Source organism: Rhodococcus sp. K11/5, assembly GCF_055193735.1.
Genome location: NZ_CM143721.1, coordinates 4201663 through 4216820 on the forward strand (window position 1 = coordinate 4201663; position 15158 = coordinate 4216820).

General features: G+C 68.7%; 16 protein-coding genes. 9 read left to right on the top strand and 7 right to left on the bottom strand.

Annotation, left to right across the window (positions count from 1 at the left end; genetic code table 11):
• The first annotated feature begins 195 nt into the window (after window positions 1–195).
• Window positions 196–1398 (top strand): lipase family protein, encoded by a 1203-nt coding sequence (locus ACY466_RS19575; protein WP_463252376.1) that lies wholly within the window; start codon window positions 196–198, stop codon window positions 1396–1398.
• Between the two features lie 19 nt (window positions 1399–1417).
• On the opposite strand, the gene ACY466_RS19580 is transcribed toward ACY466_RS19575, so the two are convergent.
• Window positions 1418–3289 carry an ABC transporter ATP-binding protein gene (locus ACY466_RS19580; protein WP_463248194.1) on the bottom strand — a complete coding sequence of 624 codons (1872 nt, stop codon included), beginning with the start codon at window positions 3287–3289 and terminating at the stop codon, window positions 1418–1420.
• A 130-nt stretch (window positions 3290–3419) separates the two neighbouring features.
• Here ACY466_RS19580 and ACY466_RS19585 point away from each other — a divergent pair, with 130 nt between their 5' ends.
• Window positions 3420–3863 carry a DUF2306 domain-containing protein gene (locus ACY466_RS19585; RefSeq protein ID WP_463248197.1) on the top strand — a complete coding sequence of 148 codons (444 nt, stop codon included), beginning with the start codon at window positions 3420–3422 and terminating at the stop codon, window positions 3861–3863.
• Here ACY466_RS19585 and ACY466_RS19590 read toward each other — a convergent pair.
• The 5 genes from ACY466_RS19590 to ACY466_RS19610 form a co-directional block, all read right to left on the bottom strand.
• Window positions 3829–4962 (bottom strand): ABC transporter ATP-binding protein, encoded by a 1134-nt coding sequence (locus tag ACY466_RS19590; protein WP_463248199.1) that lies wholly within the window; start codon window positions 4960–4962, stop codon window positions 3829–3831. The two genes, ACY466_RS19585 and ACY466_RS19590, sit on opposite strands and share 35 nt — an antisense overlap.
• Window positions 4959–6506 (bottom strand): ABC transporter permease, encoded by a 1548-nt coding sequence (locus ACY466_RS19595; protein ID WP_463248202.1) that lies wholly within the window; start codon window positions 6504–6506, stop codon window positions 4959–4961. Before ACY466_RS19595 ends, ACY466_RS19590 begins: the two co-directional genes overlap by 4 nt.
• Complete coding sequence (locus ACY466_RS19600; protein ID WP_463248206.1) at window positions 6507–7541, bottom strand: iron ABC transporter substrate-binding protein; 1035 nt, start codon at window positions 7539–7541, stop codon at window positions 6507–6509.
• Between the two features lie 106 nt (window positions 7542–7647).
• Window positions 7648–8043: an OsmC family protein gene (locus ACY466_RS19605; protein WP_463248209.1), complete on the bottom strand. Its 396-nt coding sequence runs from the start codon at window positions 8041–8043 to the stop codon at window positions 7648–7650.
• Between the two features lie 55 nt (window positions 8044–8098).
• Window positions 8099–8926, bottom strand: coding sequence for an alpha/beta fold hydrolase (locus ACY466_RS19610; protein ID WP_463248214.1), 828 nt, complete (start codon window positions 8924–8926; stop codon window positions 8099–8101).
• Between the two features lie 157 nt (window positions 8927–9083).
• Here ACY466_RS19610 and ACY466_RS19615 point away from each other — a divergent pair, with 157 nt between their 5' ends.
• Window positions 9084–9782: a DUF4190 domain-containing protein gene (locus tag ACY466_RS19615; protein ID WP_463248218.1), complete on the top strand. Its 699-nt coding sequence runs from the start codon at window positions 9084–9086 to the stop codon at window positions 9780–9782.
• Between the two features lie 56 nt (window positions 9783–9838).
• Window positions 9839–10114, top strand: coding sequence for a hypothetical protein (locus ACY466_RS19620; protein WP_463248222.1), 276 nt, complete (start codon window positions 9839–9841; stop codon window positions 10112–10114).
• 12 nt (window positions 10115–10126) lie between these two features.
• Here the strand turns inward: ACY466_RS19620 and ACY466_RS19625 are convergent, their stop codons facing one another.
• Window positions 10127–10609 carry a ribonuclease H family protein gene (locus tag ACY466_RS19625; RefSeq protein WP_463248226.1) on the bottom strand — a complete coding sequence of 161 codons (483 nt, stop codon included), beginning with the start codon at window positions 10607–10609 and terminating at the stop codon, window positions 10127–10129.
• Between the two features lie 170 nt (window positions 10610–10779).
• Here ACY466_RS19625 and ACY466_RS19630 point away from each other — a divergent pair, with 170 nt between their 5' ends.
• From ACY466_RS19630 to ACY466_RS19650, 5 genes are all read left to right on the top strand, one after another.
• On the top strand, window positions 10780–11853 hold the full coding sequence (locus ACY466_RS19630; RefSeq protein ID WP_463248229.1) for an acrylyl-CoA reductase family protein: 1074 nt from the start codon (window positions 10780–10782) through the stop codon (window positions 11851–11853).
• Complete coding sequence (locus ACY466_RS19635; protein WP_463248233.1) at window positions 11850–12767, top strand: DNA-3-methyladenine glycosylase family protein; 918 nt, start codon at window positions 11850–11852, stop codon at window positions 12765–12767. The genes ACY466_RS19630 and ACY466_RS19635 overlap by 4 nt, the downstream gene beginning before the upstream one ends.
• A 57-nt stretch (window positions 12768–12824) precedes the next feature.
• Window positions 12825–13343, top strand: coding sequence for a VOC family protein (locus tag ACY466_RS19640; RefSeq protein WP_463248237.1), 519 nt, complete (start codon window positions 12825–12827; stop codon window positions 13341–13343).
• Between the two features lie 7 nt (window positions 13344–13350).
• On the top strand, window positions 13351–13827 hold the full coding sequence (locus ACY466_RS19645; protein ID WP_463248240.1) for a DUF309 domain-containing protein: 477 nt from the start codon (window positions 13351–13353) through the stop codon (window positions 13825–13827).
• 62 nt (window positions 13828–13889) lie between these two features.
• A complete protein-coding gene (locus ACY466_RS19650; protein WP_463248243.1) occupies window positions 13890–15134 on the top strand; it encodes a multidrug effflux MFS transporter in 1245 nt (414 codons plus the stop codon).
• Window positions 15135–15158 lie beyond the last annotated feature (24 nt).

The window sequence follows — 15158 nt, forward strand, 5'->3', positions numbered from 1 at the left end:
AACAGGACGTCGTCCAAACTTTGCACCCGTTCACAGGTCGATTCCCAGGCATCTCGTCCAGCGTTGATCCTTCACGCAGGGCATGGCTAGCGTTTGGTTCGAGTTTCGAACAGTGTGTAGGGAGAGCCAGTGCGAACGTCCATCAGGTCCAGATTCCCGCGACGAGCACCGGCAGGGGGTTCCTCCACCGGAGCACTGCGCAAGATCGTGATCGCGGCCGTCTCCGCGATCGTCGTCGCGTCCGCACTCCCCGCCACCGCCTCGGCCTCGGCTCAGATGCCGATTCCCAACGCGGATCCGTTCTACTCGGCCGGCGGAGACATCTCGAACGTGGCTCCCGGGACCGTGCTGGCCAGCCGCCCGATGCCCAATCCGCCGAACTTCGTGAACGTCAGCACGTGGCAGCTCGCCTTCCGCACCACCGGTTCGCAGGGCAACCCCATCGTCGGCGTCACCACGGTCTTCGTCCCCCTGGTCAAGGCCCCGGACGGCCCACTGTTGTCCTACCAGCAGATCGTCAACGCGCTCGGACTCCAGTGCGCCCCGTCGCAGGCGCTCTACTCGACCGATCCCGACGTGGTGATCCGTGACGCCGCCGGCCTCAACGTCGTACTCAGCCGCGGGTGGTCGGTGTCCATGCCGGACCACCTCGGCCCCAACAGCGCGTACGGCGCGGCAAAGATGGGCGGCCAGATCGCCCTCGACGGCGCCCGCGCCGCGAAGAACTTCGAACCCCTCCAGCTGCGCAACAGCCCGGTCGCGATGGCCGGCTACTCCGGTGGAGCCATGGCCACGGCCTGGGCTGCGGCATTGGCGCCCACCTACGCGCCCGAGCTGAACATCGTCGGCGCCGCACACGGCGGCACTCCCATGGACCTGGTGAAGATGGCCAGCAACCTCGGTGAGAACACCCCGCACCCGGTGTTCGGTCTGGTTCTCGCGGCCGCGATCGGCCTGGGCCGGGAGTACCCCGATCAGATGCTGGTGGCCGAGAACCTCACTCCGGAGGGCACCGCGTTGATGAACGAGGTCGCCAACGCGTGCACCAACAAGATCCTCGCCACGGGCGCGAATCGCAGCGCGGCTCAGATCACCACCAACCGCTCGGTGTTCCAGGATCCGGTCGCCCGTGCCGTCGTCGAGGAGAACAGTGTCGCGCTCTACCCCGGCGTCCCCACGGCACCGATCTTCGAATGGCACAGTCCCACCGACGTCCTGGTCCCCGTCGACGCGATCGTCGAGACCAACGCCCGTTACTGCGCGGCGGGAGCACGCGTCGAATCGGTGCTGACGCCGACTCCCGACCACCTGACCGCCGCGGTTCTGGGCCTACCCGCCGCCCTGGACTGGCTCGACGCGCGATTCCGGGGCGTGCCGGCGCCGAGCAACTGCCCGTAGGAGGGTTCGCGAGGGCCGGCTAGGTACGCGCCGGCTCGTCGAACTGGGTGCGGTACAACTCCGCGTAACGACCGCCGAGTGCGATCAACTCGGAGTGCGTTCCGCGCTCGTGCACGCGGCCGTCCTCGATGACCAGGATCGCGTCGGCGGCACGGATGGTCGACAGTCGATGCGCGATGACGATGGAGGTGCGGCCGGACAGCGCCTCGGCCAACGCCTCCTGGACGGCTGCCTCCGAGGTCGAGTCGAGCGACGCCGTCGCCTCGTCCAGCACCACCACGCGCGGCTCGGACAGCAACAGGCGGGCGATCGTCACGCGCTGACGTTCACCACCGGAGAAGCGGTAGCCGCGTTCGCCGACCACCGTCTCGAGGCCGTCGGGCAGGGAGGAAACCAGGTCCGCGAGACGGGCCCGACGCAGCGCGCTCCACACCTGATCGTCCGTCGCGTCCGGCCTCGCGATCGTGAGGTTGGACCGTAGCGTCTCGTGGAACAGGTGACCGTCCTGGGTCACCATTCCCACCGTCGCGCGGATGGATTCGGCCGTCAGGTCTCGAACGTCGACGTCGGCGAGGCGCACCGCACCGGAATCGACGTCGTAGAGCCGCGAGATCAACTGCGCGACCGTGGACTTTCCGGCGCCCGAGGAACCGACCAGCGCCACCATCTGACCCGGTTCGGCCCGGAACGACACCCCGTGCAGCACTTCCTCCCCGCCTCGGGAATCGAGCACCGTCACGTCCTCCAGGGAGGCGAGCGAGACCTTGTCCGCGGAGGGGTAGCCGAACCGGACGTCGTCGAACTCGACGGCCACCGGGCCGGACGGCACCGTGCGAGCATCGGGCTTGTCGGTGATCAGCGGCTCGACGTCGAGGATCTCGAACACCCGCTCGAAGCTCACCACCGCGCTCATGACGTCCACGCGGGCGCTGGCCAGAGCGGTCAGGGGTGCGTAGAGGCGGGTGAGAAGCAGCGCGAGGGTCACCACGGACCCCGCGTCGAGCTGGTCGCGCAGTGCGTAGAACCCGCCCAACCCGTAGACGAGGGCCAGCGCGAGTGCCGACACCAGGGTCAGGGCGGTGACGAAGACCGTCTGGACCATCGCCGATCGCACACCGATGTCTCGGACGCGGCCCGCCCTCGCCGCGAACTCGGCGGACTCGTGGTCGGGCCGTCCGAACAACTTGATCAGCGTGGCGCCCGGTGCTGAGAACCGCTCGGTCATCTGCGTCGACATCGAGGCGTTGTGCCCGGCCGCTTCGCGCTGCAGACGTGCGAGGCGGGTGCCCATCCGGCGCGCCGGCACCACGAAGATGGGAAGCAGAAGCAGAGCCAGCAGCGTGATCTGCCAGGAGATGCCGAGCATCACGACCAAGGTCAACAGCAGGGTCACCAGGTTGCTGACGACGCCCGAGAGCGTGCCGCTGAACGCACGCTGAGCCCCGATCACATCGTTGTTCAGTCGGCTGACGAGCGCACCGGTCCGGGTCCGGGTGAAGAACGCGATGGGCATCTTCTGGACGTGGTCGAACACGCGGGTGCGCAGATCGAGGATCAGATCCTCACCGATGCGGGCGGACAACCAGCGGTTGACCAGCCCGGTTCCCGCTTCGAGAAGAGCCACACCGGCGATGATCAGCGCCAGGACGATCACGACGCCGATCTCGCGGCCGTTGACGATCGCGTCGACGACCCGCCCGGCGAGCACGGGGGTCGCCACGGCCAGCACGGCCGAGATCACGCTCAGGATCAGGAAGCCGATCAGCAGACGGCGCAACGGCTGCGCGAACACGAGGATGCGCCGCACCGTGACCTTGGAGAACGGGCGGTTGTTGTCGTTCGTGTTCATGGACCGATACATCTGGTTCCACGCGGTCATCTCCATACTCACGCGGCATCCCCCTCTTGGTCCGAGCGCCGGCACGTCCGACTGCTCGGGTACCGGAGACAACCATGCCACCGTCGGCTTCTATTTCCGATACCGTGCGAACCCTTCCGTCCACCGCTGAATGGGAACGACGATGACTATCGGGATCCACACCGCCGCCGCGGTGATCGCCGTGATCCTCGGCGCCGTCGTGCTCGGTCTGGCCAAGGGCACCCCGACGCACCGACGGCTGGGGCGGGCCTACGTCGTCGCACTCGGCGTCATGGTGCTGTCGTCGTTCACCGTCTACGAGATCCGCAGCGGCCCGAGCGTGTTCCACCTGGTCTCGCTGATCGAGGTCGTACTCGTCACGTACGCGCTCGGACAGACCCGACGGCGGCGACGCTCGGACTGGATGCGGCGGCACGCGTTCGCCGTGCAGCTGAGCTACCTGGTGCTGGTGGTGACCGGAATCGCGCAGTTCTTCGACCGACTGCCCCTGCCGAGCCCGGCCCTCAATGCCGTTGTGTTTCTCCAGCTTCCGTTGGTCCTGGGGTTCGTCGTCATCGCGCGGACGGCACGAACCCTGCCGACGTGACGGAACGATCGGGATCGTCGACGGACGTGTCCCGACGAGGCGTCGGCACCACCGCGACCTGACCGTCGACGACGACGCACACCCGTCGACCCACGACGTGATCCGCTCCGCCGCGCGCGGACACGGTGACGGTCCGGCCCGAACCCTCGTGTCGCACGGTGGTCGACGTCTCGGCCCCCGCGAACGTGGTGGCGAGCACGGTGAAGTCGCCGTCGATCTCCGGAAGAATCCGAAACTGTTCGGGGCGAACGAGGACGTGACTGCCGCGGGCGGCGGTCTTCGGAATGGTCAGGCGCCCGAACACCGTGTCCGCGTATCCCAGCCCGCCCGCGGTGACGTCCAGGAAGACGCCGTCGCCGACGAACTGAGCCACGGCTCGCTCGCTCGGGGTCAGGTAGACCTGGCGCGGCGTGCCGATCTGCGCGCACCGACCGTCCAGGAGGACGGCCACTCGATCGGCCGTGCCCAGCGCCTCCACCTGATCGTGGGTGACCAGAATCGACGCGGTTCCGCTGATGCGCAGCAACTCTCGCACGTCGGATCGGACGCTGGTCCGCAGTCCGGCGTCGAGTGCGGCGAACGGCTCGTCCATCAGAACCAACGCCGGGTTCGGGGCGAGAGCGCGGGCGAGCGCGATGCGCTGCTGCTGTCCGCCGGAGAGGTCACCGGGACGGGTGCGCAACGCGTCGGGAAGGCCGACGAGCTCCGCCATCTCCTCGACCCGCCGCCGACGCGCCGCCCGCCCCCGGAACGCCGACCGGGACACCTTGCCGCGCAATCCGAATTCGATGTTCCGAAACACGTCGAGGTGCGGAAACAATCCGCCCTCCTGAGGCATGAGTCCGATACCGCGAAGCTCGGTGGGAACGTGCGTCCCTCCCGTCGTGCCGGCCCGTGACTCGAGCACACGGCCGTCGAGTTCCACCACACCGCGGTCGATGGAATGCAACCCCGCGATCGATCGCAGCAACGTGGTCTTTCCGCAGCCCGACGGCCCGAGCACGGCGAGCATCTCGCCGTCACCCAGGTCGAAGGCGACATCGCGCAGGACGGAACGCGGGCCGTACGACGCGGTCAGATCGGTCACGGTCAAGGTCATCGGTCTGCATCCCCCCGCACCGAACGTGCATTGATGTTGCCGAGGACGAACGCCGGGACGGCGGAGACGAGGATCAGCGCAAAGGCGTACGGCGCGGCCTCGCCGTACTTGAACACCTGGGTCGTCGACCACAGCTCGGTGGCCAGTGTGGCGACTCCACGAGGACGCAACATGAGGGTCGCCGGAAGCTCCTTCGCCGCGGTGAGGAACACCAGTGCGGCGCCCGCGGCGATGCCCGGGAAGACGATGGGTACCGTCACGGTCAGGTCCGTCCTCGTTCGGCTCATCCCGAGGGTGCGCGAGACATCCTCCAGGACAGTGGGACTGGCGTCCACCGCCGCGCGCATGCTGCCCACCGCGAGCGGCAGCAGCAGTACGACGTAGGCGAGGACGAGCAGTGTCGTCGTCTGGTAGATCGACGGGAGGAAACGGATTCCCAGGAATACCACGGCGAGTCCCACGGTGATTCCCGGAAGCCCGTGGGCGATGTAGGTGGAGATCTCCGCGGCTCGCGACGCCCTCGAATTCGACCGTGCCGCAAAGAGAGCCACGGGGAACGCACACAGCGCCACCACCACCGCGGCGAGCGCGGACAGTTCGACGGTGGCCACCGTGGTCGCGAGGACGTCGGCCCAGTCGACCGTGAGCCGAAGCGAACGCGTCAGCCACCTCGCCAGCGCGAGCATCGGGACGACGACCGAGACGAACAGCACGCCCGACGCGACGAGGAGTGCCGGAATTCGATACGGGCCCAGCGGAATCGGTTCGGGTCGGCGGTCGGTACCCGCACCCACCCGGGCCGTGGCACCGCGTCGGGCGCGTCGTTCCAGAGCGATGAGGATCAGTGCCATCGACACCAGCACCAGCCCGAAGACTGCCGCGGCGGTGCGGTCCAGCCCGCCGCGGTAGGCGCTGTAGATCCCGAGCGTGAAGGCGTCGTACCGCATCAGCGCCACCGCGCCGAAATCGCTGATCGTGTAGAGAGAGGCCAACAGTGCGCCGGCCGCCGCTGCGGGAACGACGCGGCGGATCTCCACCGTGACCGCCGTGCGGACGGCACCACGGCCCAGAGTGCGGGCGACCTCGGCGAGGGACGGATCGCCGGTGGACAACCCGGCGGCGACCGGCAACATGACCAGCGGGAAACAGGACAGCGTCAGGACCAGGGCGGCACCGGAAAAACCGGCGAGCGAAGGGAATTCGGCGATCCAGAGGTAGCCCGCCACGTACGACGGGATCGCGAGCGGCGCCGTGAGAGCGATCGAGAAGAACCGGCGTCCGGGAAGATCGGTGCGGGCGATCAGCCACGCGAGAGTGATGCCGAGAATCAACGAGCCCACCGCGACCGCGGCCGTCAGGGAGACCGTGCGGAGCAGGAGGTCGAGGGTGCGCTGCCGGAACACCAGGCCCAGCACCCGCTCGGCGCCGCCGTCGAACGCTCGGATCCCGAGGTAGACGAGCGGGGTCAGAGCCAGAGCGCCCACGCCGACGGCGGCCGCCCCGAGTACGGGGCGACCGCGGCGCGAGCGGACGGGCAGCAGCAACTAGATCATTCCGACCTCGGTCAGCAAGGCCTGCGTCTCCTCCAGCGAGGAGAGCTCGCCCAGATCGATGTCGGACACACCGAGATCGGTGAGCGGCGGAAGATCGTAGGACGAGGTCACGCCGTCGATCACCGGGTACTCGGCGGTCTCGTCGGCGAAATACGTCTGCGATTCCGAGGACAGCAGGTCGCGCAGGAAGTCCTGCGCGGCCTGCTGGTTGTCGGACGCGGCCAGAATGCCCGCGCCGGCGACGTTGATCAGGGCGCCGGGGTCGCCGGGCTCGAAGTAGTGGAGCTCGACGGGAGCATCGTCGCCGAGCTCCTCGCGGAACGGGTACCAGTAGTAGTGGTTGGTGAGCCCGGCCTGGACCTGTCCGTCGTTGACGGCCGTCATCAGCGGGCCGTTGCCCTCGAAGGCGACGGGATCGTTGGCCAGGAACTCCTCGAGCCAGGTCCGAGCCTCGCCCTCACCGCGCTGGACGCGCAGGGCGGTGACGAACGCCTGGAACGACGCGTTGGCGGGGGCGTAGCCGATCTGGCCGCTCCAACGCGGGTCGAGCAGCCCGTCGATACCGTCGGGCAGGTCGCCGGCCTCGACCGCGTCGGAGTTGTACGCGAGGACCCGAGCCCGCGCGGACGTGGCCACCCAGGTGCCGTCGGCGCCGCGGTACTGCTCGGGAACGAGGTCGAGCACGTCCTCGGGCAGTGGGGCGAGGGCACCCGCGCCGTCGAGCGCACCGAGCGCACCGGCGTCCTGTCCGAAGAAGACATCGGCGGGTGTGCGGTCACCCTCCTCGAGCACCTTCGCGGCCTGGGCGTTGGTGTTTCCCGAGTAATCGACCTCGACGTCGCCGCCGATCATCTCGATGAGCGGGTCGACGAGGTCTTCGTCCCGGCCCGAGTAGACGACGAGAGCCGAACTCTCCTCGGTGGACTCCACCGCGGTGTCGGAGTCGTCCGTGGAACCACAGGCGACGAGGGACAGCGCGAGAGTCGCGGTGCAGGACAGCACGGCGAGACGGCGACGAGAAGACACGGCACTCCCTGAGGGACCCTCCACGAACGGAGGAATCGGACAATACGGCTGAACCGTACCTCATTTAGGCAAGCCTTGGCTGTGTCTCTCGCGTCTGTGATCGAAGCTAGCTCGCGAGTGCCACGTCCACGCCCTGGACGGTCTTCACGAACGGGCAGATGCTGCGAGCCTGCTCGAGAGTGTCGCCGGGGTTGTCGACTCCGGGAAGCGAGACGGTGAGGCGGTAGGCCGCGTCGTATCCGGCGCCCTCGGCATTGGAGAGCGAGACCTCGGCCTCGACCGAGGCTCCGTCGAGGGATCCGCCCGACGTGCCGACCGCGATACGCAACGACTCGATGAAGCAGGAGCTCAACGCCGCCGCCATCAACTGTTCCGGGGTGGTGCCCTTTCCGGGCCCACCCACATCGCTCGGCTCGTGGACGTCGATCGAGAAGGCGCCGTCTTCGGTGGTCACGGAGCCGTCGGTCGCGGTGGCAGTGGTGGTGTACAAGGTTTCGGTCATGGAACTCGGGTGTCCGGCACCGGAGCACCCCAAACCCGATCGGTTCCAAACCTGCTCACACCGCGGGGGTCCGATACTCCCCGAGGAAGGCCACGATCTCCGATTCGAACTTCCGCGGCTCGTCGAGCATCACCGCGTGACTGCTCTCGTCGAACATCACCGTCCGCGCACCCGGAATCGCGTCGCCGACGTAGGCGACGGCCTCCCACGGATACGCCCGGTCGTGCCGGCCGGCGAACACGAGCGACGGCAGATCGAGCGTGGGCAACAGATCCCGCCAGTCGTGACGGGTGTGATCGGCCATCACCTCGTTTCGGGCCGTCGACGAGATCTTGGCCATCTCGGCGATCAGCATCGACGCCTCGTCCGCGGGCACGTCCGCGGCGGTGATCTCGTCGATCTGCTCGGCGTCGAAGTTCTCGCGATCGAACTCGACGCGGCCCTGCACGGTCGCCAGGGACGCGTCGTCGTAGATGGTCCAGTGAGCCAACCGCCAGTTCGGCGCCCGGTACTGCCGCGGCGTCTGCGAGACGTAGATCGCCTGCGCCAGACGGTCGTTGCCGAACAACTCCTGGTAACTCCAGATCACCGAGCACCCCAGTGACCATCCGAGGACGGTGACGTCCGTCAGATCCAGGGCCTCGAAGAGATCGCGCAGGTCCTTCGACAGCCGGGCCACGCGATATCCGTGGCCCGGATCCTCGGAATCACCGTGGGCGCGCAGGTCGACGGTGATCACCCGCGCGTGCTCGGCCAGATGCGCGACGTTGCGGTGGAAGAACCGACCGCTGAATCCCCACCCGTGCACCAGCACCAGCGGTCGCCCGTCGCCCTGCTCCTCGTAGTGGATGGTGGTCCCGTCGCCGACGGTCACGGTGCTCATCCGAGGCGGGTACCCGCGGGTCGGCACTCGGTAACGGTGCAGTCACGGGTGGGGTTCGGACGCGGTGTCGGATGCGTGTGAGTGGATACAGTTCGGGTCGAGGTGCAGAGGGTCGCGCCCGATTCATGGTTTCGCCGATGTGAGGAGTTCGACAGTCATGACCGGTCCCGGCTATCCAGGCAATCCCGACGATCCGCAGAACCCCCGATACGGCCAGAATCCCGGTGGCCAGAATCCCGGCGGCGGGGACTACCCGCCCCCTCCGCGACTGGACAAGAACCCACAGTCGGGCCAGAACCCCGGCGAGTACCCGCCGCCGCCCCAGTACGGCGCAGGCCAGCAGTACGGCGGCGGTCAGCAATACGGCGAGGCGCCCCCGTACAACGGAGGTCAGCAGTACGGCGGGGCGCCCCAGTACGGGGGTCAGCAGTACGGGGGCCAGCAGTACGGCACCGAGCCGCAGGGGCCACCGAAGAACGGCCTCGGCATCGCCGCGCTGATCGTCGGCATTCTCTCGATCCTCGCGTTCTGGACCTTCGGATTCGGCATCGTTCTCGGCATCATCGCCGTCATCCTGGGCTTCATCGGTCGCGGCCGGGTCAAGAAGGGGCTCGCGACCAACGGCGGTGTGGCGATGGGCGGCATCATCACCGGCATCCTCGGCATCCTGGCCGGGGTCGCCTTTCTCGCGCTGACGGTGTGGTTCGTCAACGAGGCCGGAGTCACCGACTACGCCAACTGCGTGTCTCAGGCCGGGAGCGATCAGGCCGCGATCGACCAGTGCACCCAGGACTTCTCCGACAGCATCGAGGACCGCTTCTCGGTCACGGCACCGCTGCCCACCCCGGAGCCCTGACCGCCTCTTTCCTCCCGGGGGATTGACCTCCGGGAGGAAGGGGCATTCGGGTGACCATGACCGATTCGACAGATCAGCCCATCGACAGCATCGCCCTCGACCCCCGCGAGGAATCGAAGGGAACCGGCGCCGATACCGCGCAGACTTCGAGCGAGCGCACCGAAGCGGTGAACGAGTTCGATCACCACGCCGAATCGGAGCCTGCCCCGACTCTGGATCGCAGCGAAACCGAGGTGGACGAGGGCAAGACCCTCCCCGACCCGGACGCCGACGACATCAAAGCGGAACACTCCGGCGAGAAGGACTCGAAGCAGACATCCCGCCAGGAGTGAGGGTGGCCGCGGTCAGAACAACGTGACGGGCTCCTGAACACCGACCGGCGCGGACACCGCGCCCCCGTCTCGGACGGCGCGAGCGGCGACGCCCGCAAGCTCGTCCGCCATTTCGTTGAACTGATTGCCCACGTGCCCGCGCACCCAGCGGAACCGAACCGGGCCTTCGCGCTCGGTGATGGCGGCGTCGATGGCGCGCACCAGTTCCAGATTCCGCACCGCGGCACCCGTCGAGGTGCGCCATCCCTTGCGCTTCCACCCGGGCAGCCACTCGGAGGCGCACTTGATGGCGTACTGACTGTCGGACTCGATGAGCAGCGGTTCCGGGCCGGGATGCGCCCGCACGGCCTCGAGGAGCGCGCGGAGCTCGGCGATCTGGTTGGTCCCCACCGCCTCACCACCGGAGGCGCTGGGTCCCAGGTGATTGACCCACGCCCAGCCGATGGCGCCGCCGGGGTTCTTCAAGCAGGAGCCGTCGGTACTCACGATCATCACTCCGCGAACCCTACGGCCGCGCACCGACAATCCGGCTCTCCCGCGCCGAACCTCGAGCCGACGGACAGCGAACCCTCGAGCACTCCTAGTGTGGGAAACAACCGATGCCGACGCACGCACTGCGCGACACGCACTGCTCGACACACGAACGACGAGAAACGGAGCCGAACATGGTGAACGAATCGCACGCGACGGCCGACGCGACGGGCCTCGAATCGTTCCGGGCGTGGGTCGCGCGCGAGAACGACGGACGCATCGACCTCGCTCCCGAGACCGTCGATGCGTCGTTCCTGCCGGACGGTGACGTCACCGTCCGAGTCGAGTACTCCAGTGTGAACTTCAAGGATGCGTTGGCGGTGACCCCGAAGGGTGGCGTCGCGCGTGAGTACCCGCTCGTTCCGGGCATCGACCTGTCCGGCACGGTCGTCGCGTCCGACAGCGCCGACGTCGCGGTCGGGGATCGGGTCCTCGCTCACGGTTACGAGATCGGCACCGGTCGACACGGTGGGTACGCCGAATACGCGCGACTGCCGGCCGAGTGGGTGGTGAACCTCGACGCGGGGTCGACGGGTGGCGGCGACGCCGCGGTGACCACCGCACTGACCACCGCGGAGGCCGCGGCGATCGGTACCGCCGGGTTCACGGCCGCGATGAGCGTGCAGGCGCTGCTCGATCGCGGCCTGACCCCGCAGGACGGCCCGGTACTGGTCACGGGCGCCAGCGGCGGAGTCGGTTCGGTGAGCGTCGACCTGTTGTCCGGTCTGGGATTCGAGGTGGTGGCCTCGACCGGAAAGAAGGACGCCCACGATCTGCTGACCGAACTCGGTGCGTCGTCCATCATCGGACGGCTCCCCGAGGATCCGGACGCGACACCGCGGCCTCTCGGCAGGACCACCTGGGCGGCGGCCGTCGATTGCGTCGGCGGCGCGACCCTCGCGTACGTGCTCAGCACGGTGAAGTACGGCGGCGCGGTCGCGGCCAGCGGACTCACGGGTGGGCCCCAGCTGAACACCACCGTGCTTCCCTTCATCCTGCGCGGCGTGGCGCTGCTCGGCATCGACTCGGTGCAGCTGGACATCGAGGCGCGCCGGACCCTGTGGGCACGGCTCGCCGGCGACCTGCGTCCGTCCCGGTTGCAGTCCGTGATCTCCGAAGTCGGCGTCGACGACGTGACCTCGGTGCTCGACTCGATCCGCGACGGCAAGTACACCGGCCGGGCCCTGGTGCGTGTTCGGCAGCCGTGACCGGGTCGCTGGACCTCACGGTCACCAGTGAGCGGGGCCTGAGCGTTCGACACACTCTCTCCCCCCACCGTCGGGGCGGCTTCGATCCGACGTTCCGACGCGCGAAGGACGGCAGTCTGTGGCGGACGTCGCGCCCGGCGAGCGGGCCGGTGACCTATCGCATCACCCAGCCGTCGCGGAACGAGGCGTCGTTCGAGGTGTGGGGTCCGGGGGCCGCGGAGTTCGCCGAATCGGCGCCGGGTCTGGTGGGTGCGCACGACGATCCCGATTCCTTCGCCCCCGAACACCGCATCCTGGCCGAGGCGCACCGACGTCTGCCGCATCTGCGCATCGGACGGTCGGGGCGGGTGTTCGAGGCCGTGGTGCCGGCGATCCTCGAGCAGAAGGTGCACGGTATCGCCGCCTTCTCGGCCTGGCGGTATCTGCTGCAGCACTTCGGCGAACCGGCCCCCGGGCCCGCCCCCGACGGAATGCGGGTGCCGCCCCCGGCCGAGGTGTGGCGGCGGGTGCCGTCGTGGGAGTTCCATCGCGCGAACGTCGACCCGAAGCGGTCGAAGACGATCGTGCGCGCCGCGCAGTTCGCGGACAAGCTCGACGCGATCGTCACGATGTCCCCCGAGGACGCCGAGCGCCGATTGCGGCTCGTCCCCGGTATCGGCGAGTGGACGGCCGCGGAGATCCGCCAACGGGCTCTGGGTGATCCCGACGCGTTGTCCGTGGGCGACTACCACCTCGCGGCGGTGATCGGCTGGTCGCTGACCGGAGCGAAGATGAACGACGAGGAGATGGTCGAGTACCTCGAACCCCTGCGTCCACACCGGTACCGCGTGGTACGTCTTCTCGAGGTCAGCGGGACGGCCGTGAAGCCGAGCTTCGGACCGAAGACGGCGGTGACGGATCACCGCCGACACTGACGCGATGCCGCACCGCCCGCTATAGTTGAAGCTTCAATACAAACTCGGGAGCACACCATGGCCATCGCCCGCCTCAATCACGCCGTCCTCTACGTCCGCGACGCCGCCCGCAGCGCGGCCTTCTACTCCGACGTTCTCGGCTTCCGCGTCGTGAACCGGATGGGCGACCGCGCCGTGTTCGTCCAGGCAACCGACAGCAACAACGATCACGATCTCGGACTCTTCTCCATCGGCGACGCGGCGACGGCCAGCCCCGCGGGCCGATCCAGCGTCGGGCTGTATCACCTGGCCTGGGAGGTTCGCACCCTCGCCGACCTGCGGACCGTCCGCCGCGACCTCGCCGCGGCCGACGCGCTCGTCGGCGCGTCGGACCACTCCACGTCCAAGAGCCTCTACGGGCGCGATCCCGATGGCATCGAGTTCGAGATCGTGTGGCTCGTGCCCCTGGACCGCATCGACGACGCGATGCTGGCCGGCCGCAGCTCCGTTCTCCCGCTCGATCTCGACGCGGAGATCGAGCGGTTCGGCCTCGACACCGAGGGCGGCATCGGCGTCTCCGTCCCCGTGCACTCGTGAGCCGACGATGATCGATCGCGAACGCACCCCGGACGGTCGACCGCAGAACGCGCGACCCCGCGACGGGCTCGGTCGACCGCTCCCCCGCGGGGCCGACGGCGGCCTGCCCCGCATACCCGACGACGTTCTGCTGCCCCCGGCCGAATCGCTGGTGCGGGCACAGCAACTTCTCGACGACGGAATGCCGTTCCACGCGCACGAGATTCTCGAGGGCACCTGGAAGATCAGCGTGGCCGACGAACGTCGGCTGTGGCAGGGACTCGCGCAACTGGCCGTCGGGCTCACCCATCGCCTGCGCGGGAACAGCGTGGGTGCCGTCTCGCTGCTGACCCAGGGGCGTGACCGCATCTGGGACTACCACCCCCGATGCCCCCACGGCGTCGACGTTCTCGGCCTCGTGAGCTGGGCGGACGCGCTGATCGCGGACATCGAGGCCGGGGTCGCCGAGCCACCCGTCACGCCGCGTCTGACATTCGTTGCCTAGAGTTCACGATCTCGTCGGATGAGTCGGGAACACATCGGGCCCCGACGGTGCTGCACCCCCTTGTGACGACGACACCCCCCACCGCCGCCCCCGCGTCCTCGCGGCTGCGCATCATCCTCGTCCTCGGCGCGCTGGTCGCCCTCGGGCCGCTGACCATCGACACCTACCTGCCTGCGCTTCCGGCGATCACCGAGGACCTGAACTCCACCACGGCCGCCGTGCAGTTCACCCTCACCGGAACGCTGCTCGGCCTGGCGGTGGGCCAGCTCGTCGTGGGTCCGCTGTCCGATTCCCTCGGCCGCCGTCGACCGCTGATCGCGGGAACGATCGTCCACATCGTCGCGTCGATCCTGTGCATGATGGCCCCGAACGTGGCCGTTCTCGGCCTGCTGCGCACCCTGCAGGGCTTCGGCGCCGCCGCGACGGCCGTCATCGCGCTCGCCATCGTGCGTGACCTGTTCTCCGGTCGCGGTGCCGCCACCGTTCTCTCCCGGCTCGTCCTCGTCATGGGCGTGGCGCCGATCCTCGCTCCGAGCCTCGGCGGAGTGGTGCTGCTCCACGGGTCGTGGCGCTGGGTGTTCGCGCTGCTCGCCGTCCTCGGCGCCGCGCTGATGCTGATCGCGATCTTCCTGTTGAAGGAGACGCTCCCCGAGGAACGACGTCGCCCCGCGGCCATCCGTCCGGTACTGAGCACCTACCGATTCCTGCTGCGCGACAAGCAGTTCGTGGTGCTGGTGCTCGTCGCCGCCCTGGGCATGTCCGCGCTGTTCTCCTACATCGCCGGCAGCTCGTTCGTCCTGCAGGATCAGTACGGACTCGACGAGCAGCAGTTCGCCCTGGTCTTCGGCATCGGCGCCGTCGCACTGATCGGTGCATCCCAGCTCAACGTGATCGCGCTGAACCGCTTCACCCCGCAGCGCATCGTGATCGTCGCGCTCATGGCCATGGCCGCGGCCGGCGCCACGCTCTTCGTCACCACCTCACTGGAATTCGGTGGCATCTGGGGCTTCATGGTGCCCGTGCTCTTCGTGCTCGCCGCGGCGGGCTTCGTCATGCCGAACTCGCCCGCACTCGCGCTGTCCCGCCACGGTGAGGCGGCCGGTACCGCATCGGCCCTGCTCGGTGCCGCGCAGTTCGGCCTCGGAGCCGTCGTCGCTCCGATCGTCGGCGTGCTCGGCAACGACGGACCCGCCATGGCGATCACCATGACCATCGGCGCCGGCATCGCACTCGCCGCGCTGATCGCCGTCGGCACCGTCTCCACGGACGACAGCGAGACCGGGAGTCCGGCCGCCGCTCGCGTCTGACCCGAGCGGATCGGTTCGTCGAGC

Coding starts and splice junctions, on each gene's coding strand:
- ACY466_RS19585 (WP_463248197.1), top strand. CDS start 3,420: ATGACTATCGGGATCCACACCGCCGCCGCGGTGATCGCCGTGATCCTC.
- ACY466_RS19590 (WP_463248199.1), bottom strand. CDS start 4,962: ATGACCTTGACCGTGACCGATCTGACCGCGTCGTACGGCCCGCGTTCC.
- ACY466_RS19605 (WP_463248209.1), bottom strand. CDS start 8,043: ATGACCGAAACCTTGTACACCACCACTGCCACCGCGACCGACGGCTCC.
- ACY466_RS19610 (WP_463248214.1), bottom strand. CDS start 8,926: ATGAGCACCGTGACCGTCGGCGACGGGACCACCATCCACTACGAGGAG.
- ACY466_RS19615 (WP_463248218.1), top strand. CDS start 9,084: ATGACCGGTCCCGGCTATCCAGGCAATCCCGACGATCCGCAGAACCCC.
- ACY466_RS19620 (WP_463248222.1), top strand. CDS start 9,839: ATGACCGATTCGACAGATCAGCCCATCGACAGCATCGCCCTCGACCCC.
- ACY466_RS19630 (WP_463248229.1), top strand. CDS start 10,780: ATGGTGAACGAATCGCACGCGACGGCCGACGCGACGGGCCTCGAATCG.
- ACY466_RS19640 (WP_463248237.1), top strand. CDS start 12,825: ATGGCCATCGCCCGCCTCAATCACGCCGTCCTCTACGTCCGCGACGCC.
- ACY466_RS19645 (WP_463248240.1), top strand. CDS start 13,351: ATGATCGATCGCGAACGCACCCCGGACGGTCGACCGCAGAACGCGCGA.